The following is a 19632-nucleotide window of genomic DNA, read 5'->3' as shown; positions in this document are numbered from 1 at the left end:
GGGATGAAGTGATATTCCTGCAAATATAGGAAGAATTGAGCAGCTTATCAGCAGGTAATCAGTCGGGAGCTCATTGGAAACATCCAGGCAGGTAATCGCAGGTGTGAAGAAGGACCAAAAAAAAGGGACGGCCCAATGACCGTCCCCTTGTTTGATATTAAAATTCTTTGATTAGTCTGAATATCCTGGATTCTGAACCAGATTTTCGTTTCGTTGCATTTCATCGAAATTGATGGGCATCCAGTACATTTTATCCAGCCAGAGCCTGTTTTCTTTTCCAGGGTCGATCTCAATAACCTCATAGGAATAATCATATAAGTCTGTATCGTACCTGTAAATCTCCACTTCCTGTCCGGGCTTCAGAGTACCGACAATACTGATCCCATTTGGCTGCCTGCCCAATGTTTCGGGGGCAATCATCCATCTTCTGGCATCGTAGTATCGTTGCTCTTCATGCACCATTTCTTTTCGTTTTTCATTGATGAAAATATCCCACAATTCTTCACCAGAAGCAGTAATTGCAGGTAATCCTGCCCTGAATCGGATTTTGTTCAGCCATGTTCTGGCTTCTTCATCATCTCCCAGGGCTATATTGGCTTCAGCATAGTTGAATACCACTTCGGTAAAGCGGATATGAGGCCATGGGATTTCCTGCCAGGTATTCTGGTCTACAAAATTAGGATCTGGCTCAACGAACTTGCGGATATAATATCCGGTGTAGCTGCCATTCCAATCTTCAATGGGGCTGTTTCTGGTATCCAGACCAAAATGGGTTACTTTCTGTCCTTCAGAATTGACTACCTCATACGTACCAGTCTGGATTTGACCCCGGGGATCCCGGGATTGATTGGCAGAGGAGCGGGGTTTCCATTGGGCTCCCTCAAAAAGGAAAGTTGCATAAAACCTGGGCTCACGTCCTTCATAGGGAGCACTGGCATGTTCCTCATCGTCCCAGTCAAAATCAGAACCATCCATCATTTGGTAGTCATCGATCAACAATTGAACCGGAGTATTTCCAGCCCAGTTATTATAGCCATTGGGGCCATTGTGTAGTCCGTGGCGGCCTCCGGTTTCAGGTTTTTGGGATAAGAAATACCTTCCAAAGATCATTTCATTCTCTCCTCCATCTCTGGAAAGGGAATTATTGATGTAAACCTGGACGGCCTCTTCCTGAGACAAGGGCTCAGTCAGATCAAGCATGTTTCCACTGGTTTTGTCCAGTACTGCTTTGGCAGCTGCTTCAGCTCTCTGGTAGCGGTCAGCCTGACTACCTGAAGTATATCCCAGGAGTTCCTTGTTTTGGAAACCCGAGATCACATCAGAATTAGCAGAAGCAGTGGACATGTCGTGAAGGTCTGATGCTGCATAGATCAGTATCCTTGACTTTAAGGCCAAAGCAGCAATTTCATTGGCCCGGCCTCTGGTAAGGTTCAGCCCTTCCAGCAATTGTGCGGAACGGTCCAGGTCCTCAATGATAAAATCCACTACCTCTTCAAAGGAATTTCTCGGAATAGCATAAGTATCTTCTCCCAGTTCAAAAACCCGGTCAGCTATGGGGATTCCACCAAAATTCCTCAGTAGCTGGTGGTGGTAATAGGCGCGCATAAATAATGCTTCGCCCAATAACCTGTCCACTATTCCACCGTCATTCGGAAATTGAGGATCACTCAGATTGGAAATGGCAATGTTGGTAGCCCGCAGGCTGTTGTACATATTGGGCCAGTTTCTGGTGCCATCCAGCCAACCCGGGCTTTGCGGGTTGGACCTTGCCTCGGTTACCGTGGTGATATCTCTACCCGGATGGGTAAAGATGGCTTCGTCAGTCAATGAGGCCAGTGCCTGTTCGCTGAATCCTCCTTGTCCCAATCCTGTATACAGGTCGGTGACAAAGGCTTCTGCAAGTCCTGCATCTGCCCATACGGCAGATTCAGATACTTCTCCAAGAGGTTGGGTATTCAAAAACTCTTCATCACAAGATAAATGGAGAAAAGAGATTGCCAGGCCCAACCCTAGATATTTTATATTTTTCATCATATTCAATGTTTTTTTGGATTTAGAATGTTACGGACAAACCGGCGTTGATAACCCTTGCCTGAGGATAATACTGGCCTGTAGCATTGTCTGACTCAGGATCGTACACTTTCAATTTGTCCCAGGTCAGCAGGTTCAGTCCATTGGTATAGAATCTCAGGTTGCTGATACCAAATCTTTCTCCAATTTGCTGGGGAACAGTGTAACCAATTTCAAGGTTTTTCAGGCGGAGATAATCCGAGCTCCTGTACCAGAAATCATTTCCTCCGGAGAAGTATTGGTCACTCCTGTTAGCGATTCTGGGGTATTCGCTACTTTCATTATCTATGGTCCACCTGTTTTCATAAAATTCCAACAGGTAATTTCCAATGTTACCAGATTCACCCAAACTTACCAGTGCAATGGCACCGGCAGCTCCCTGGAACAATACAGTCATATCCCAGTTTCTGAAGGTAGCATTCATGTTCACACCTCCCTGGAACCTTGGAATATTGTTTCTGTCCAACCTGACCCTGTCCAGAGGGGTGATGGCTCCATCGCCGTCATAGTCTTTGAAACGCATGTCACCAGGACGTAACTGGTTGGTGATGTCTGAATAATCCAGGTTTTCTGCATCGATGGCGGCCTGATTAGGAAAAACACCGTCATACAAGTAAACAGGGTTAGGAGTGTTCATGGGCTTACCGGTAGACAACTGCCAGTCAGGTGCTCCCGGAGGCTCATCCCAGAAAAGGATTTTGTTTTTGGCGTATCCACCATTGGCACTGATGCTGTAGGAAAGGTCTCCTTTTTGTCCCCTGTAGCCGATGTTAAAGTCAAATCCCTGATTTTCTACCTCGCCTATATTCTCAGCAGGAAGAAGGTTGGCAAGTCCACTGGACTGGGGTACTGATGCATTTTTTCTCCAAAGGATATTGGTCCTGAGGTTGTAAAAATAATCCAGTTCAAAGAAAATCTGTCCTTGTAGCAACTGACCCTCTACCCCAATATTGGAGTTGTTGGCCACTTCCCAGGTGATGCCTGTATTGGGCACCCTGGTTTCAAACAAGGTTTTCGCTTCGGTATTTTCCAGAATATGGCTTCGGAAACCATAAGTAGACAAAAATTGGTATTCCTGAAGTGATCCGTCGTAGAAAATCTGGTCGTTACCCATTTGTCCCCAGGAACCTCTTACTTTAAAGAAGTCCATGACTGAAATATTGTTTTTCCAGAAACCTTCTTCTGAAACTACCCATCCTGCCATCACACCTGGGAAGAAACCAAATCGGGTGGCTTCAGGGAAAATGTAGGAACCATCAAATCTCCAAAGAAACTCGAATAGGTATTTTTCCTGGTAGTTATAGGCTACCCTACCAAAATAGTTTAGTCGTGCTCTTTCAAAGGCACCGCCGCCATTGTCTTTCTCTGCGTCACCCCCGGCAAACATCTGATCGATGGCAGGAGAGATGAAAAACCTTCTGTAGGCAAAGAAATCGTCACCCTCTACGGTTTCCTGATTCACACCTGCCAATGCAGTAAACTGATGGTCACCAAATTGTTTTTCGTATGTAAATACACCACCCAATAAGATGTTTAACTGGTTGATGTTGGTTTGTCTTAACCTTGGTTCGGCTGGACCCCTCAAGCTGGGTACCAGCACTGGAGTGACTCCGTCGTCTTCAAATCCGCTACCTCTTTGATAGAGTGTCCAGGGGGTTTCCCATCTTTTCTGGAACCTGCTCAGGTTATCAATAGCAGCTGTTCCCTGAAATTTCAATCCTTCTACACCTGGTATTTTGACATTCAAGGCACCATTGGTCTGGAAATAGTTTCTGGTGTCTCTGTCATAACCGGTAGCATTAGTGGTGATTACTACCGGATTTTCACCGTTTTCGATATCCGGTCCTGGTCTGCCATCAGGCCAGAAGGCCGGCTCATGGGGCTTACCCCTCATTTGCATTCTAAAGATAGCTCCGGCTCCTCTGGTTGGGAAAAAGCGGTATTCCTGACGGGCCAAAACGCCCAGCTGCAAATCAACATATTCGTTGATTTTGGCATCCAGGTTGATCCTCATGTCATACTGCTTGTACCCGGTTGCAGAGTTTTTGTAATAGGCATCCTGGTTTTGGTATCCCAAAGAAGCCATGTACCGTAGGTTTTCTGCTCCACCATTCAATTGCAGGTTGTGTCTTACCTGAGGAGACCAAGTTTTCAAGGTTTCTCCGTACCAGTCAGTATTGGGATAGTTCCAGGGATCGGTTCCTGCCCTGTGAAGGTCTAGTGCTTCAGGGCTGAAAGGAGCCGTTCTTACCTGTCCGTCCGGACGGGTGTAGGTTCCAGTGGCGCGGTAGGCATCTGTAGCTGCTCTCCACTCTCCAACAGGAAGTTCATATACACTCAGGTCATTCAGCATTTCTCCATACTGGGCAGCATCTGCCAGATCAGGAATCACAGTGGGTTGAGCAAAACCCTGGTTAAACTGATAAGTCAACTCCGGCTTGCCTTCTTTACCTCTTTTGGTGGTGACCAGTATTACTCCGTTAGCTGCCCGTGCACCATAAATGGCCGCAGAAGCATCTTTCAGTACGGAGATGGTTTCGATATCATTGGGATTAAGTCGGTCAATACCTCCTGCTCTGGCAGGGATACCATCAATCACAATCAGGGCATCGTTGTTCCCCAAGGTATTTGAACCCCTAATACGAATACCTGCTCCATCATATCCAGGCTCACCGCTTCTGTTTACGGCGATCACACCAGACATCCTTCCGGCGATAGAGTTGGTCAGGTTCATGGCTGGAGATTTAACAAGGTCTCCCCCCTTCACAGTGGCTACTGATCCGGTGATGGTTTCCTTTTTCTGTTCACCATAACCTACTACAATGACTTCGTTCAGGGATTGCATGTCGGGACCTAAAGTAATATCAATATTAGTCTGGTTGCCGACCACAACCTCCTGACTGACAAACCCCACGAAAGAAAAGACCAAAGTCTCGTCCCCTGACTGCAGGGTAATCTGGTAGTTTCCGTCTATATCGGTAACTGCACCACGCGTGGTACCCTTAACCAATACAGAAACTCCCGGTAGTGGCAAATCGTCCTCTGCTGATATGACTGTTCCCGTCACATCCCTGGACTGCGCATGTAATGTCAGGCTGCTTGCCAAAAGCAAGGCCAATCCCAACAAAAACAATTTTGTTTTGGGTAAATAGTTTTGCATTCTTTTTAATTAATTAGGTTAATAATTATTGATGTTATTGTTAAAATAACACTTTAAATTTGAAGGTAATTTTTATCATATGCAATAGGGTGTTTAAAAATGGTTATATCAGACGGATTTGTCTTTGTAAAAAACAATTCATTTGTAATAAAAACCGTAAAATTAAGCCTTTAAAACTAAATAATCGTTAATAAAAAACGAATTATTTAACAGAAAGGTAAGAGATGGTTTCTTCAGAATTTCTTCAGAATTCAATAAAAAAAATCATAATTCATGTAATATCAACTTAATTTGCGATGATATATTTCAATAAAGGAGAAGATCACACATGTGTATTCCCAGTAGTTTAAATGGGGGTTATTAAAAAATAGCGGGACCAAAGGCGGCATTTATAAAATGTTTTTATAACACTAATTAAACCAGCCCAATAACTGTAAAAATCTTAATCGGAGAAAACCCCCATTTTTTTATTCAGGAGAAATACTTACTTTTGAAGGGTAAGGTTTAATACAGAAAAGAATGGTCAGCTATTAGCTGTCTGTTCTTTATTTTTTTTGAAGTTTCCTTTCTGTCAGCTGCGCTTACACTTTCATGATTTCGGCTTCTTTCTTGTCAAACAAATCGTCTATTTTTCCGGCATAGGTATCTGTGTATTTTTGTACGGTATCCTCAGCTCTTTTTACCTCATCTTCTGCAGCACCATCTTTCAGTAATTTCTTGAGGGCATCATTGGTGTCTTTCCTGACAGTCCGGATACTGATCTTTCCATTTTCGCATTCATTTTTCACCTGCTTGACGAGGTTTTTCCTTCGTTCTTCCGTTAATGGGGGAATGGTTAGCATGACCATTTCTCCGTTATTTTGGGGATTCAAGCCGAGATCAGAATTGATAATTGCTTTTTCTATTTCAGGGATCAGGTTTTTTTCCCAGGGTTTGATAGCCAAGGTCCGGGCATCGGGAGTAGTGATGGAGGCCACTTGCTGAATGGGTGTCGGATTGCCGTAGTAGGTCACCATTACACCATCTAGAAAATTGGGCATGGCCTTTCCTGCCCTTATTTTTACCAATTCGGCAGTAGTGTGCTGAACGGCTTTTTCCATTAATGATTTTGCTTCCTCTAAATACAATTGGATCTCTTCCATGGGATTTTATTGTTTTGATGTGATCAATGTTCCTACTTCATTGCCTTTGACCAAATCTAAAAGATTGTCTGTCTTGTTCATGTCAAAGACTATGATTGGGAGGTTGTTTTCCTGGCAAAGGGTAAAGGCGGTCATGTCCATGACATTCAGGTTTTTTTCGTAGACTTCCTGAAAGGTGATGCTGGAATACCGGGTAGCGTTTTTGTCTTTTTCAGGATCTGCCGTGTATACCCCGTCCACCCGGGTCCCTTTTAATACCACTTCTGCTTCAATTTCTATGGCCCGAAGACTTGCTGTAGAGTCTGTGGTAAAATACGGATTGCCGATTCCAGCTCCAAAAATGACTATTCTGCCTTTTTCCAGGTGTCTGATGGCTCTCCTGCGAATAAATGGTTCACACACACTTTCTACCTTAATGCCAGACATCAGGCGGGTAAACATGCCATTTTGTTCCAGTGAACTCTGCAGGGCCATGGCATTAATCAGGGTAGCCAGCATACCCATGTAATCACCTTGTACCCGGTCTATCCCCACATTTCCAGCTTGTACCCCTCTGAAAATGTTTCCTCCTCCTATAACAATGGCAATCTCTACCCCTAAATCATGTACATTCTTGATTTCAGTGGCATATTCCTGAAGTTTTTTCGAGTCAATACCATAACTGTTCTCACCCATTAAGGCTTCCCCACTTAGTTTCAGGAGAATTCGTTTATATTTCATAAGATTATAATTGTTTTTTAGTGGGTATATGCCTGCCTGTCGTCCAGACAGGGAATCTCGCCACTATAATCATCCCTTTATGCGACGATCTCGTCTGGCTCGATTTCATTCGGAGTTCTTTATCAATTGATGAATGGATAGGCATTTGCGATCATTCAGCTGTAAATAAAACTTAAAAGCCCGACAAATATAAATCCTTGTTTTAAGAATACTAAATCTTATGCTTAAAATTGGAGCAAGACCTGGTTTTTTTCTACTCCTTCGCCTTCTTTGATATCTACAGAACTTATGGTGCCCGAGGAAGGAGATTTGATGGTATTCTCCATTTTCATTGCTTCCAAAACCATCAAAACATCGTTTTTTTTCACCTTATCCCCGACTTTTACTTTTACTTCCAGTACCATTCCAGGCATGGGCGCTTTCACCGATGAGACCTTTAAGGCAGTACTTTCCTGCATGCCCAGCTTTTCAAGTAAAAGCGTCTTGGCATCCTTAAAGGAGGTGGTACAGGTTTTTCCGTTTACCGATACAGCATATTCTTTCTCATTGAATTTTTCCAAAAGTATCAGGTGATGCATGCGGTTGTTGAATGCGATCAGGTACTCATTGACTCCTTTTTGGTGCACTATTGGCGTTATTGTTTTTTCGCCTATCCTAAAGGTTTCACCCTCCCTGACAAAATTAAATGATTGGTTGTTTAGTTTTATTATGGCCATTTTCTTAATTTTAAACTGATATCAGGCGGAAAGCAATCTTTTGACGTTTCTTGCCTGCTCAAGGTACTAAATATTGTAGTTATTTACTTTTTTTGTTGACTGAAAACTCAAATTATCCATGCACCACAAGGGAAATCAAGCTTCTGTATTTTTGTTACTGCTTTTTATTTTTTCGCTATCCTGTAAGCCTACATCTAATTTGGTGGAGGATACAGAAAACGAATCGGCCACAGTCCCGGAAAATACTGCAACAACAGCTAATGAACGGGATAAATTAATCCGGAAGAAGGAACATGAAATCAAAAATTATAGAGCCAGTCAAACCCGTAATTTTGATTTGATTCATACAGATCTTCGCCTGTCCTTTGACTATGGCCTTCGCACTGTCAGGGGAGAAGCAGATTTGAAGCTTACACCTTATTTTTACGAACAGGAAATGCTGGTATTGGATGCCAAGGATTTTGATATTCATAACTTGTACCTGGATCTGAAAGGGAATAGGCAGGAGCTTACCTACAGCTACAATCAAAAGCAAATAGAAATCCAACTTCCTCAAAAATATGGTAAAGGGGATACCCTTGCCCTGCATATCGCCTACACCGCATTTCCCGAAGAGGGCAATGCCCCCGGCAATACGGCCATAACCGATACCAAGGGCCTGTATTTTATCAATCCGGACTCCAGCGAGTCAGGCAAGCCTGTTCAGATCTGGACTCAGGGCGAGACAACATACACTTCCAAATGGTACCCGACAATTGATAGCCCTAATGAGCGGCAAACGCATGATTTTTTCCTCAGGCTGCCAGACAAGTATACCAGTATCAGCAATGGTAAACTGGTACGGACTGAAAACCACGATGATGGGACAAAAACTGATCACTGGCAAATGGATCAACCCCATGCTCCCTATTTGTCAGCTGTGGTGGTGGGGGAATTTGCCATCATAGAAGATCAAAGTGAAACAGGTATACCGTTACGGTATTTCGTAGAGCCAAAGTTTGAATCGGGTGCCAGGAAGGTTTTTGAACATACCCCGGAAATGATCAGTTTCTTTTCCGAATTACTACAGGTGCCTTTTCCCTGGGGAAAATACGATCAGGTAGTAGTCAGGGACTTTGTTTCCGGAGCCATGGAGAACACTACGGTTTCTATATTTATGGAAGCACTGAACCTGAATGAAAGGGAGGCACTGGACAGTGAATGGGATTATATCATCGCTCATGAATTGTTTCATCAGTGGTTTGGCAATTATGTCACCACCGAATCCTGGGCCAATTTAACATTAAATGAAGCATTTGCAGACTATTCGGAGTACCTCTGGTTTGAATACAAGGAAGGCAAGGATCAGGCAGACATGCACCATTTTAATGCCATGGAGGAATATTTGGATGAGGCGGCGGAGAAGCAGAATGACCTGATCAGGTTCTATTATTCAGACAGCGAGGAAATGTTTGACAGCCATACCTATGCCAAAGGGGGTAGGGTACTGCATATGTTGAGGAGTTTCCTGGGAGATGAGGCTTTCTTCGAGGGGCTAAAGGTCTATTTACAGGACAACGCTTTCCAGGCCGTAGAGATCCATCACCTCAGACTGGCCCTGGAAAAGGTTTCCGGCAGGGACCTGCACTGGTTTTTTAATCAATGGTTTCTTTCTTCCGGCCACCCCGAACTATCCATTGACTGGGATCATTCTGATCCGGAAAACACCGTCTTGACCATCGAACAACAGCAGGATTTATCGGTGACACCACTTTTCAAAATCCCCTTTAAGGTTCAGATGTACAAGCAGGGAAAGGTAGTGGAGAAGGAATTTATACTGGACCAGGCCGTTCAGAAATTTTCGTTAGAGAATGGTGCCAGGACGGATTTGATTTTATTTGATGAATATCAGACCATTTTAGCAGAAAGGAAAACCCAAAAGGGGGCCGGGATCCTGGAAAAGCAGTTTCAGCATGCCAGGTCTGGCCTGGCAAGGGTAGAGGCATTGGACAGCCTTACACGTTTGTCTGAGGATTGGGCAGGTTTAGGAGAAGTACTGGCAAAGGCGTTAGATGACCCTTTTCAGGTAGTCAGGGAGCTAGCCCTTCAAAGGTTTCCAGGGATAGCTGCGGAGCAAAGTGGGCTTTATTCATTGGAAGCTAAAATAGTGGAAATGGCAGAGCAGGATGAAAGCAATACAGTGAAAGCTGCCGCCATTGAGGTACTGGCAGGAATAGATCCGGCCAAATACGAGTCATTGATCTATCGCATGATCAACGATGAATCTTACCAGGTCTCCGGGACTGCTTTAATGGCCTATATGGATGGGGAAGGTAATTTACCCAAAAAGAGGGAGTTGTTCGAGCGCTTGGAATCCGAAGAAAATATCCGGATCCTGGCTCCTCTTGCAGATTACCTTACACAAACCGGGCAAGGAACCTATGCGGACTGGATGCATGACAAGTTAGCAGCATTAGATGGGCAATCGCTTTATTATTTCATTGGGTACTATGGAGATTACTTTGCCAGTGTGGAGGATGTAGTCGTAGAGCAGGCCATTAACAACCTGAGTGAGCTAGGAAGGCGCCACCCCCAACCCTACGTCAGGTTGGCGGCCTTTCAGTCACTTTTTGGTTTTATCGATGATCCGGGGGTGTTGGAATTGGTCAAGTCTATGCTTTTAGCTGAAAAGGATGAAATGGTACGCAGGTATGAATCTTATTATTTGGAACCCTATCTGGAGGAAGAGTAAAATACTGACCATGAATGGTATAATTTGGATTTGTGAAAAAACAGGAGAATTTTTTTTATAATATTTTGAATGTTTGGTAAAAGGGTATAATTTTGCCATCCGTTATGACAACAAAGAAGTTAAGACATTGCATTGTCTTGGTGATTTGAAGTCATATGGGGGAATACCAAAGCGGCCAACTGGGACGGACTGTAAATCCGTTGACTTATGTCTTCACAGGTTCGAATCCTGTTTCCCCCACTGAATATCAGGGAAGATTTCACTCTCTGAACAATAATCTGAATATTCCGGTACCATTTATATTGTTTTCTTATAATATCCGGCTATTTTTGGATTCTTGAAATAAATAATGAATTTGAACGCTGGTTTTGACCAGTTTTCATTGTTAAAATAATAAGCGGGAGTAGCTCAGTTGGTAGAGCGGCAGCCTTCCAAGCTGCAGGTCGCGGGTTCGAGCCTCGTCTCCCGCTCTATGCTTTTCATAGGGCATAAAACTGAATGTAAAAAGCCGACGTAGCTCAGGGGTAGAGTGCTTCCTTGGTAAGGAAGAGGTCACGGGTTCAAATCCCGTCGTTGGCTCTGAACATTTCAAACATTTACTGAAATTTAATCTTTAACTAAACAGAGGATTTTCACGCATGGCAAAAGCAACCTTTGACCGTTCCAAACCACACGTAAACATAGGTACGATTGGTCACGTCGATCATGGTAAGACTACTTTGACTGCTGCCATTACCACTGTATTGGCCAGAAAGGGTCTTTCTGAATTAAGAGACTTTGCTTCCATCGACAACGCGCCGGAAGAAAAGGAGAGAGGTATTACGATCAATACCTCACACGTAGAGTATCAAACGGAGTCCAGGCATTATGCGCACGTTGACTGTCCAGGTCACGCTGACTACGTAAAAAACATGGTTACTGGTGCTGCTCAGATGGACGGTGCAATTCTTGTAGTTGCAGCCACTGATGGTCCAATGCCACAAACCAGAGAGCACATCCTTCTTGCACGTCAGGTAGGTGTACCGGCTTTGGTGGTATTCATGAACAAAGTAGATTTGGTGGACGACCCCGAATTACTTGAGTTGGTAGAAATGGAGGTAAGAGAGTTACTTTCTTTCTATGAATTTGACGGAGACAACATTCCTGTTATCGCAGGTTCTGCCCTTGGTGCACTTAACGGTGAAGCCAAGTGGGAAGATACGGTAATGGAATTGATGCAAGCCGTAGATGATCACATTCCGCTTCCTGAAAGAGCGATAGACAAAGATTTCCTAATGCCTGTAGAGGATGTATTCTCTATTACTGGTAGGGGAACTGTGGCTACCGGAAGGATTGAAAGAGGTGTTGTCAATTCAGGTGAAGCTGTAGACATCATCGGTATGGGAGCAGAAGGACTGAAGTCTACTGTTACCGGAGTGGAAATGTTCCGTAAGATACTAGACAGAGGTGAAGCAGGTGACAACGTTGGTTTGTTGCTGAGAGGTATTGAAAAGAGCCAGATCAAAAGAGGTATGATTATCTGTAAGCCTGGTTCTGTTACACCTCACGCCCATTTCAAAGCCGAGGTTTACGTACTTTCAAAAGAAGAAGGAGGTAGACATACCCCATTCTTTAATAAGTACCGTCCTCAGTTCTACTTAAGGACTACAGATGTAACGGGAGAGATCAAGCTTCCTGAGAATGTAGAAATGGTAATGCCAGGAGATAACATCACCATTGAAGTTACCCTGATCAACCCGGTAGCCCTTGAAAAAGGACTTCGATTTGCGATCAGAGAAGGTGGTAGAACAGTAGGTGCCGGACAGGTAACCGAAATTCTTGACTGATTTTGATTTAAGAAATCATATTAAAAAATGCGATCCTGAAATTATTCGGGATCGCATTTGTTTCTTTGGCCTCAATTCACTAATTTTGCGTTCCTTATTCGGGGATCGGAAAAATACGGGCGTAGTTCAATGGCAGAATAGCGGTCTCCAAAACCGTTGATGGGAGTTCGAATCTCTCCGCCCGTGCAATCTAAGGAAGATAAAATCATGGGTAAAAGATATGCAATGTAGCTTTTGCCGGTCATGTTTTGAATGAGGACCCCTCACCGCTATTGTGGCGGTGATAACAGAGGTTCTTTGGTAACCAATTTTACAAGGATGAATGTTAAAAATTTTGTAATTGAGTCCATTGATGAGATGAAGAACAAGGTCACCTGGCCGAAGTATGCGTCTCTTCAAAACAGTGCCGTACTGGTATTGGTGGCTTCATTGATTTTCGCTTTGGTGATCGGACTGATCGATTTGACCTTCGAAAATATCATGACATGGTTTTATGATTTATTCTAAAGAATATTAAATAACGGGATGGCAGATCACAAATGGTACGTGCTCAGAGTAGTGGCAGGTCAGGAAAAAAAAGCAAAGACTTATTTAGACAATGAAATTGCCCGTCAAAAGCTTCTGGAGTATATCCCGGAAGTTTTGATACCTTCTGAGAAAGTATATGAGATGCGTAATGGTAAAAAGCGGGTTAGGGAAAGGAATTTTTTCCCAGGATACGTTTTAGTCAATGCGGATCTCAGTCATGGAGAAGCCAATCACGTGATTACAAGCATACCGGGAGTTATCGGTTTTTTAGGGTCAAACCAAGGGGGGGCTTCCAAAACCCCTGAGCCATTACGTCAATCAGAAATCAACAGGATCTTAGGTCGTGTAGAAGAGATTGATGAGTTTGCAGAAAAACTGGATACCCCATTTATAGTTGGAGAGAGCGTTAAAGTAATGGACGGTCCCTTCAGTGGGTTCTCGGGTGTGATTGAGGAAGTGTTTGAAGACAAGAAAAAACTTAATGTTATGGTTAAGATTTTCGGTCGGAATACTCCCGTAGAGTTAAACTTTATACAAGTAGAAAAACTAGATTAGGAAATGGCTAAAGAAATCTCTGGTTATCTGAAACTACAGGTGAAGGGTGGCCAGGCTAACCCATCTCCTCCAGTTGGTCCGGCCCTTGGTTCAAAAGGGTTGAACATCATGGAGTTCTGTAAGCAGTTTAATGCCAGGACTCAGGATAAAATGGGCCAGGTTCTTCCTGTGCTTGTCACGATTTATTCGGACAAGTCCTTTGATTTTGTCGTAAAAACGCCTCCTGCAGCGGTTATGTTGCTGGAAGCTGCGAAATTAAAGAGTGGTTCTTCCGAACCAAACAGGAAAAAAGTTGGTGCAGTATCCTGGGATCAGGTTAAAGAAATTGCAGAGGTAAAAATGCCTGATTTAAATGCTTTTGAAATTGCCTCAGCCATGAGAATGGTTGCCGGTACGGCCAGAAGTATGGGTATCACAGTTTCAGGGAAAGCTCCTTGGGAGGAATAACAAGCAAAAAATGGCTAAGTTAACAAAAAAGAAAAAAGAAGCTCTTTCTAAATACGACCCTAGCCAACACTATTCCTTGGCTGAGGCTTCTTCTATTGTTAAGGAAATTTCAAACACCAAATTTGATTCTTCTATTGATCTGGACATCCGTTTGGGTGTTGATCCGCGAAAAGCTGACCAAATGGTCAGGGGAGTAGTGGCCTTACCGCACGGTACAGGGAAAGAATTGAAGGTTTTGGTGCTTTGCAGCCCTGACAAAGAAGAGGAAGCCAAAGAAGCAGGAGCTGATTATGTTGGACTGGATGAGTACATTGCAAAGATTGAAGGTGGTTGGACAGACATAGATGTCATCATTACCACACCAAATGTAATGGCTAAAGTAGGTAGACTGGGTAGGGTCCTTGGACCCAGAGGCTTGATGCCTAATCCCAAGTCCGGTACTGTTACCCTCGATGTTGGGAAAGCAGTTAAAGAAGTTAAAGCTGGTAAAATTGATTTCAAAGTAGATAAGTTCGGTATTATTCATGCAAGCGTTGGAAAAGCTTCCTTCACTGCTGAAAAAATTCAGGAAAATGCAAGGGAATTGATCCTGACCATATCTAAGCTGAAACCATCTGCCGCGAAGGGTACTTATTTCCAAAGTATACATTTATCCAGTACCATGTCTCCGGGCATTGTGATTGATAAAAGTAGTATTCAAGGTATATAATTATGACGAGAGAAGATAAAAAAACCATAATTGAAGAACTTACCGATAAACTGAAGACTACTCCGCATTTCTACATCGCTGATGCCTCCGGGTTTAGCGTGGCGCAGATAAATGGTTTCAGAAAATTGTGTTTCGATAAAGGGCTGGAATATAGGGTATACAAAAATACCTTGATCAAAAAGGCCCTTGAAAACCTTGAAGCCGATTATGCTGACTTTGCAGATAGTACTTTAAAAGGTTTTTCAGGTATCCTGTTCTCACCAGAAGTGGGGAACCTGCCGGCTAAAGTGATTTTGGATTACAGGAAAAAATTGGGAAGCAAAGAAAAGCGGCCGCTTTTTAAGGGTGCCTCTGTCGATGGTGACCAATTCATAGGAGAAGACAATTTAAAAGTCCTTTCCGAACTGAAATCCAAAGAAGAATTGATAGGTGAAGTAATTTCTTTGCTACAATCTCCATCCAAAAATGTGGTGTCGGCACTTCAGAGTGGAAAATCTATTCTTGCCGGCTTGGTAAAAACATTGTCCGAGAAGGAAGAAGCTTAATAAAATCATTCAAATTAGTAAATAACAATCAATTTAAATATTTAATACAATGGCAGATCTTAAAGCATTCGCTGAGCAGTTAGTTAACTTGACTGTAAAAGAGGTAAATGAGTTAGCCGCAATTTTAAAAGATGAATATGGTATCGAACCTGCCGCTGCTGCCGCTACTGTAGTAGCTGGAGGTGGAGCCGCTGGCGAAGGTGCTGCTGAAGAAGAGAAATCTTCTTTTGATGTTGTCTTAAAAGCTGCAGGTGGACAAAAATTGGCAGTCGTTAAACTTGTTAAAGAATTGACAGGTTTGGGACTAAAAGAAGCCAAAGAAGTGGTGGACAGCGCTCCTAAAGCCGTTAAGGAAGGAGTAAGCAAAGAAGAAGCTGAAGCACTTAAAAAGCAACTTGAAGAAGCTGGAGCTGAAGTTGAGCTTAAATAAAATTGAATAACCAACTCCAATTGGATTTGGTTTACCAGCATCAGACCTGACTTATCAGTCAGGTCTTTTCCTGTTTATGGACATGAAAATAATTGCACTTTTTTAAGTGTAAATAGTCCTTTAATAATAATAACTTTCACTAAAACTATATACTGCCTTGGCTATCCAGAATCAAACCGAAAGGAAAAGTTTCTCATCCATTAAGGTAGTCAAAGACTATCCGGATTTCTTAGATATTCAACTGCAATCTTTTAAAGATTTCTTCCAGTTGGATACTCCTGCAGAAAAAAGAAGGCAGGATGGTCTTTTCAAGGTTTTCTCTGAAAATTTCCCTATCAGTGACTCCAGGGAAAATTTCACCCTTGAATTTATCGACTATACCGTAGATCCCCCCAAATACAATGTGTCAGAAAGTATAGACCGAGGTCTGACTTATTCTGTTCCCCTAAAAGCCAAATTAAGGTTGCTTTGTTCCGATGAGGACAATGAAGACTTTGAAACCATCGAACAGGAAGTTTTTCTGGGAAACCTTCCCTACATGACCGAAAAGGGATCCTTTGTGATCAATGGCGCAGAAAGGGTTATCGTCTCCCAGCTGCATCGGTCTCCCGGTGTTTTCTTTGCCCAAAGTAAGCATACCAACGGTACGAAGCTTTATTCTGCAAGGATCATCCCTTTTAAAGGTTCCTGGATAGAATTTGCTACAGACATTAACAATGTCATGTATGCCTATATCGACAGAAAAAAGAAGTTTCCTGTAACCACCTTATTAAGGGCGATAGGATATGGCTCAGATAAGCAGATTCTAGACCTTTTTGGCCTGTCCGAAGAAGTGGAGTCCAATAAATCAACATTAAAGAAAATCATTGGCCGGAAGCTGGCAGCAAGGGTGCTGAGAACCTGGGTGGAGGATTTTGTGGATGAAGATACTGGAGAAGTGGTATCCATAGACCGAAACGAAGTTTTATTGGAAAGGGACAGTATTCTGACGGATGAAGACATTGATCTTATCCTTGAATCAGGAACCAAAAGCGTCATTCTGCATAGGGAAGATGTAAATATTGCTGACTATTCCATTATTTACAATACCCTTCAAAAGGATAACTCCAACTCTGAAAAAGAAGCTGTTGAAGTTATCTATCGGCAATTAAGAAATACAGAAGCTCCGGATGAAGCCACTGCAAGAGAGGTCATCCATGGCTTGTTCTTTTCTGACAAGCGTTATGACCTGGGAGAAGTAGGTCGGTACCGGATCAATAAAAAGCTGGGACTGAATATCGATGCGGACAAAATTGTCCTGACCACGGAGGATATCATTTCTATCGTGAAATACCTGATCGGTCTGATCAATTCCAAGGCGGTGGTAGATGATATTGACCACCTGAGTAATCGGAGAGTTAGAACGGTAGGCGAGCAACTTTACAGTCAGTTTGGCGTAGGTCTGGCCCGGATGGCCCGAACGATCCGTGAAAGGATGAATGTGAGGGACAATGAAGATTTCAAACCAGTAGACCTGATCAATGCACGGACATTGTCTTCTGTAATCAATTCTTTCTTTGGCACCAACCAATTGAGCCAGTTTATGGATCAAACCAATCCATTGGCAGAGTTGACACATAAAAGGAGACTTTCTGCACTGGGTCCCGGAGGTCTTTCCAGAGAAAGAGCAGGATTCGAGGTTCGGGATGTACACTATACGCATTATGGCAGGCTATGTACCATCGAAACCCCGGAAGGCCCGAATATTGGGTTGATTTCTTCTTTGTGCGTGCATGCCAAAGTTAATAGCATGGGCTTCCTGGAGACACCTTACAGAAAGGTCAATGCGGGTAAGGTAAGCATGAATGTGGAGGACATTGTTTTCCTAACTGCCGAAGAAGAAGACGATAACAACATTGCCCAGGCAAATGCTCCCCTGGATGACAAGGGTAATTTTGTCAATGATAAAGTTAAAGCCAGGTTTGAAGGTGATTTCCCGGTATTGGAGCCTAAGGAAATATCCTACATGGACGTTGCTCCCAATCAAATTGTTTCTGTAGCGGCTTCATTGATTCCCTTTTTGGAACATGATGATGCGAACAGGGCACTGATGGGATCCAACATGCAGCGCCAGGCAGTTCCTCTGCTCAAGGCCGAAGCCCCGATTGTGGGTACAGGTCTGGAAGGCAAGGCGGCCATCGACTCAAGATCTTTGATTTTGGCTGAAGCGGACGGGGTCATTGATTATGTAGATGCTGAAAAAATCGTCATCAAATATGAGCTTTCCAGTGATGAGTTGCTTGTAAACTTCAGTGACGAATACAAAACATACGATCTGATCAAATTCAGAAGAACCAATCAGGACACTACCATTAACCTGACACCTATAGTCTTGAAAGGACAAAAGGTGCACAAAGGTCAGGTGCTGGTGGAAGGTTATTCCACCAATAAAGGTGAGTTGGCTCTGGGTAAAAACCTGCTGGTAGCTTACATGCCCTGGCAGGGGTATAACTTTGAGGATGCCATTGTCATATCTGAAAGGGTAGTTCGGGAAGATGTTTTTACTTCTATCCATATCGAAGAATTCCAATTGGAAGTCAGGGATACCAAGCGTGGAGAGGAAGAATTGACTTCAGAAATTCCGAACGTATCAGAAGATGCTGTTAAGAATCTGGATGAAAATGGAATTATCAGGGTAGGTTCTGAAATTAAAGAGGGGGACATCATCATTGGTAAGATTACCCCAAAAGGTGAGACCGATCCTACCCCGGAAGAGAAACTGCTTCGTGCCATATTTGGAGACAAGGCAGGAGATGTAAAGGACGCCTCTCTGAAAGCCTCCCCTTCATTGAATGGTGTGGTGATAGAAACCAAACTCTTTTCCAGACCCAAGAAAGACAAGGATCTTCGGGTAAAGGCAAAAGCAGAAGTAGAACAACTGAAGCAAAAATACAGCAAGGACCTGCTTGTCGTAAGGGCTAAAATGATCCAGAAGCTGGTTCAGATCCTGGAAGGAAAAGTTTCCAATGGTGTAAGGCATAAATTCGGTGATGAAATCATCAGTAAAGGAATGAAGTTCAATGCGCAGAACATTGAAAACAACCTATTCCCCGAGAAGAACCCTTACAGAGATGAAAGCAATTATAATGTAGCGGAAGAAGTAAACCTGATTTCTGATATCATATTGGATGACTGGACAGATGATGAACATGTCAATTCTTTGGTTCAGAAACTGGTTAAAAATTATACCAATACCCGAAATGAAATTTCCGGTATCTTTAAGCGGGATAAATTTACGCTGGAAGTAGGAGATGAGTTGCCAGCTGGTATCGTTCAATTGGCCAAAGTATATGTCGCCAAGAAGCGTAAGCTAAAAGTGGGAGATAAAATGGCTGGTAGACACGGAAACAAAGGTATTGTGGCCCGGATCGTAAGAGACGAGGACATGCCCTTCCTGGAAGACGGTTCTCCTATGGATATAGTACTTAACCCATTGGGTGTGCCTTCGAGGATGAATATCGGACAGATTTTCGAAACAGTACTTGCCTGGGCTGGCAGGGAGCTTGGAAAAACATACGCCACACCAATTTTTGACGGTGCAACCACGGAAGAGGTAGCGGCAGAGTTGACCAAGGCGGGACTGCCTTCATTTGGCAGGACGTATTTGTTCGATGGATTAACAGGGAAGAAGTTTGATCAACCCGTAACGGTAGGTATTTCCTACATGTTGAAACTGGGGCACCTGGTAGATGATAAAATGCATGCCAGATCCATTGGACCATACTCATTGATTACCCAACAGCCTTTGGGTGGTAAAGCTCAGTTTGGTGGTCAGCGATTTGGAGAGATGGAAGTGTGGGCGTTGGAGGCCTTCGGCGCATCTCATGTATTGCGGGAAATTCTGACCGTAAAATCTGATGATGTTATCGGCAGGGCCAAGGCCTATGAATCCATTGTCAAAGGTGAGAACCTTCCAAAAGCAAACATCCCCGAATCGTTTAACGTTTTGGTACATGAGCTCAGGGGACTTGCCTTGGAAATTACGCTTGACTAACTTAGAAACCATTAGGCCTT

The 19632-nt window shown here is 43.4% G+C and carries 14 protein-coding genes and 4 tRNA genes; 13 read left to right on the top strand and 5 right to left on the bottom strand.

Annotated elements, in window-relative coordinates; translation table 11 throughout:
* Positions 1–171: 171 nt before the first annotated feature.
* The 5 genes from GL182_RS14310 to GL182_RS14290 all read right to left on the bottom strand — a co-directional run bounded on the left by GL182_RS14310 (position 172) and on the right by GL182_RS14290 (position 7808).
* Positions 172–2031, bottom strand: a complete 1860-nt coding sequence (locus GL182_RS14310) for a RagB/SusD family nutrient uptake outer membrane protein (RefSeq protein ID WP_205603665.1) — start codon at positions 2029–2031, stop codon at positions 172–174.
* A gap of 22 nt (positions 2032–2053) precedes the next feature.
* On the bottom strand, positions 2054–5230 hold the full coding sequence (locus tag GL182_RS14305) for a SusC/RagA family TonB-linked outer membrane protein (RefSeq protein ID WP_163380352.1): 3177 nt from the start codon (positions 5228–5230) through the stop codon (positions 2054–2056).
* 581 nt (positions 5231–5811) lie between these two features.
* Complete coding sequence (gene frr, locus GL182_RS14300) at positions 5812–6372, bottom strand: ribosome recycling factor (RefSeq protein WP_163380351.1); 561 nt, start codon at positions 6370–6372, stop codon at positions 5812–5814.
* Between the two features lie 6 nt (positions 6373–6378).
* Positions 6379–7092: a UMP kinase gene (gene pyrH, locus GL182_RS14295; protein ID WP_163380350.1), complete on the bottom strand. Its 714-nt coding sequence runs from the start codon at positions 7090–7092 to the stop codon at positions 6379–6381.
* A gap of 224 nt (positions 7093–7316) precedes the next feature.
* On the bottom strand, positions 7317–7808 hold the full coding sequence (locus tag GL182_RS14290) for an acetyl-CoA carboxylase biotin carboxyl carrier protein subunit (RefSeq protein WP_163380349.1): 492 nt from the start codon (positions 7806–7808) through the stop codon (positions 7317–7319).
* A gap of 118 nt (positions 7809–7926) precedes the next feature.
* On the opposite strand from GL182_RS14290, the gene GL182_RS14285 reads away from it, so the two are divergent.
* The 13 genes from GL182_RS14285 to rpoB all read left to right on the top strand — a co-directional run bounded on the left by GL182_RS14285 (position 7927) and on the right by rpoB (position 19612).
* A complete protein-coding gene (locus tag GL182_RS14285; protein WP_163380348.1) occupies positions 7927–10539 on the top strand; it encodes a M1 family metallopeptidase in 2613 nt (870 codons plus the stop codon).
* Between the two features lie 157 nt (positions 10540–10696).
* Positions 10697–10779 (top strand) — tRNA-Tyr (locus tag GL182_RS14280).
* 157 nt (positions 10780–10936) lie between these two features.
* Positions 10937–11009 (top strand) — tRNA-Gly (locus GL182_RS14275).
* A 37-nt stretch (positions 11010–11046) separates the two neighbouring features.
* A tRNA-Thr gene (locus GL182_RS14270) sits at positions 11047–11118 on the top strand.
* A 59-nt stretch (positions 11119–11177) separates the two neighbouring features.
* The gene (gene tuf, locus GL182_RS14265; protein WP_163380347.1) at positions 11178–12365 is read left to right on the top strand and encodes an elongation factor Tu; all 1188 of its coding nucleotides are present in this window, start codon (positions 11178–11180) and stop codon (positions 12363–12365) included.
* Between the two features lie 115 nt (positions 12366–12480).
* Positions 12481–12551 (top strand) — tRNA-Trp (locus tag GL182_RS14260).
* A gap of 132 nt (positions 12552–12683) precedes the next feature.
* Positions 12684–12872, top strand: coding sequence for a preprotein translocase subunit SecE (secE, locus tag GL182_RS14255; protein ID WP_163380346.1), 189 nt, complete (start codon positions 12684–12686; stop codon positions 12870–12872).
* Between the two features lie 18 nt (positions 12873–12890).
* On the top strand, positions 12891–13448 hold the full coding sequence (nusG, locus tag GL182_RS14250) for a transcription termination/antitermination protein NusG (RefSeq protein WP_163380345.1): 558 nt from the start codon (positions 12891–12893) through the stop codon (positions 13446–13448).
* A 3-nt stretch (positions 13449–13451) separates the two neighbouring features.
* The gene (gene rplK / locus GL182_RS14245) at positions 13452–13895 is read left to right on the top strand and encodes a 50S ribosomal protein L11 (protein WP_163380344.1); all 444 of its coding nucleotides are present in this window, start codon (positions 13452–13454) and stop codon (positions 13893–13895) included.
* 10 nt (positions 13896–13905) lie between these two features.
* Positions 13906–14604: a 50S ribosomal protein L1 gene (gene rplA, locus GL182_RS14240; RefSeq protein ID WP_163380343.1), complete on the top strand. Its 699-nt coding sequence runs from the start codon at positions 13906–13908 to the stop codon at positions 14602–14604.
* A gap of 2 nt (positions 14605–14606) precedes the next feature.
* Positions 14607–15149, top strand: a complete 543-nt coding sequence (gene rplJ, locus GL182_RS14235; RefSeq protein WP_163380342.1) for a 50S ribosomal protein L10 — start codon at positions 14607–14609, stop codon at positions 15147–15149.
* A gap of 49 nt (positions 15150–15198) precedes the next feature.
* Positions 15199–15579 carry a 50S ribosomal protein L7/L12 gene (gene rplL / locus GL182_RS14230; protein ID WP_162341762.1) on the top strand — a complete coding sequence of 127 codons (381 nt, stop codon included), beginning with the start codon at positions 15199–15201 and terminating at the stop codon, positions 15577–15579.
* Between the two features lie 157 nt (positions 15580–15736).
* Complete coding sequence (gene rpoB, locus GL182_RS14225) at positions 15737–19612, top strand: DNA-directed RNA polymerase subunit beta (RefSeq protein WP_163380341.1); 3876 nt, start codon at positions 15737–15739, stop codon at positions 19610–19612.
* Positions 19613–19632 lie beyond the last annotated feature (20 nt).

Origin of the sequence: Cyclobacterium sp. SYSU L10401 (assembly GCF_010993705.1) — a bacterium.
In the GTDB taxonomy this organism is placed as follows: domain Bacteria; phylum Bacteroidota; class Bacteroidia; order Cytophagales; family Cyclobacteriaceae; genus Cyclobacterium.
Note: the sequence above shows the minus strand (reverse complement) of the source record. Positions and strands in the feature narration are given on the sequence as shown.

What these genes read in the sequence shown, in the direction of transcription:
- GL182_RS14285 (WP_163380348.1), top strand. Translation starts at nt 7,927, where the DNA reads ATGCACCACAAGGGAAATCAAGCTTCTGTATTTTTGTTACTGCTTTTT.
- rplL (WP_162341762.1), top strand. Translation starts at nt 15,199, where the DNA reads ATGGCAGATCTTAAAGCATTCGCTGAGCAGTTAGTTAACTTGACTGTA.
- pyrH (WP_163380350.1), bottom strand. Translation starts at nt 7,092, where the DNA reads ATGAAATATAAACGAATTCTCCTGAAACTAAGTGGGGAAGCCTTAATG.
- secE (WP_163380346.1), top strand. Translation starts at nt 12,684, where the DNA reads ATGAATGTTAAAAATTTTGTAATTGAGTCCATTGATGAGATGAAGAAC.
- nusG (WP_163380345.1), top strand. Translation starts at nt 12,891, where the DNA reads ATGGCAGATCACAAATGGTACGTGCTCAGAGTAGTGGCAGGTCAGGAA.
- rplA (WP_163380343.1), top strand. Translation starts at nt 13,906, where the DNA reads ATGGCTAAGTTAACAAAAAAGAAAAAAGAAGCTCTTTCTAAATACGAC.
- frr (WP_163380351.1), bottom strand. Translation starts at nt 6,372, where the DNA reads ATGGAAGAGATCCAATTGTATTTAGAGGAAGCAAAATCATTAATGGAA.
- GL182_RS14290 (WP_163380349.1), bottom strand. Translation starts at nt 7,808, where the DNA reads ATGGCCATAATAAAACTAAACAACCAATCATTTAATTTTGTCAGGGAG.
- rplK (WP_163380344.1), top strand. Translation starts at nt 13,452, where the DNA reads ATGGCTAAAGAAATCTCTGGTTATCTGAAACTACAGGTGAAGGGTGGC.
- tuf (WP_163380347.1), top strand. Translation starts at nt 11,178, where the DNA reads ATGGCAAAAGCAACCTTTGACCGTTCCAAACCACACGTAAACATAGGT.
- GL182_RS14310 (WP_205603665.1), bottom strand. Translation starts at nt 2,031, where the DNA reads ATGAAAAATATAAAATATCTAGGGTTGGGCCTGGCAATCTCTTTTCTC.
- rplJ (WP_163380342.1), top strand. Translation starts at nt 14,607, where the DNA reads ATGACGAGAGAAGATAAAAAAACCATAATTGAAGAACTTACCGATAAA.
- GL182_RS14305 (WP_163380352.1), bottom strand. Translation starts at nt 5,230, where the DNA reads ATGCAAAACTATTTACCCAAAACAAAATTGTTTTTGTTGGGATTGGCC.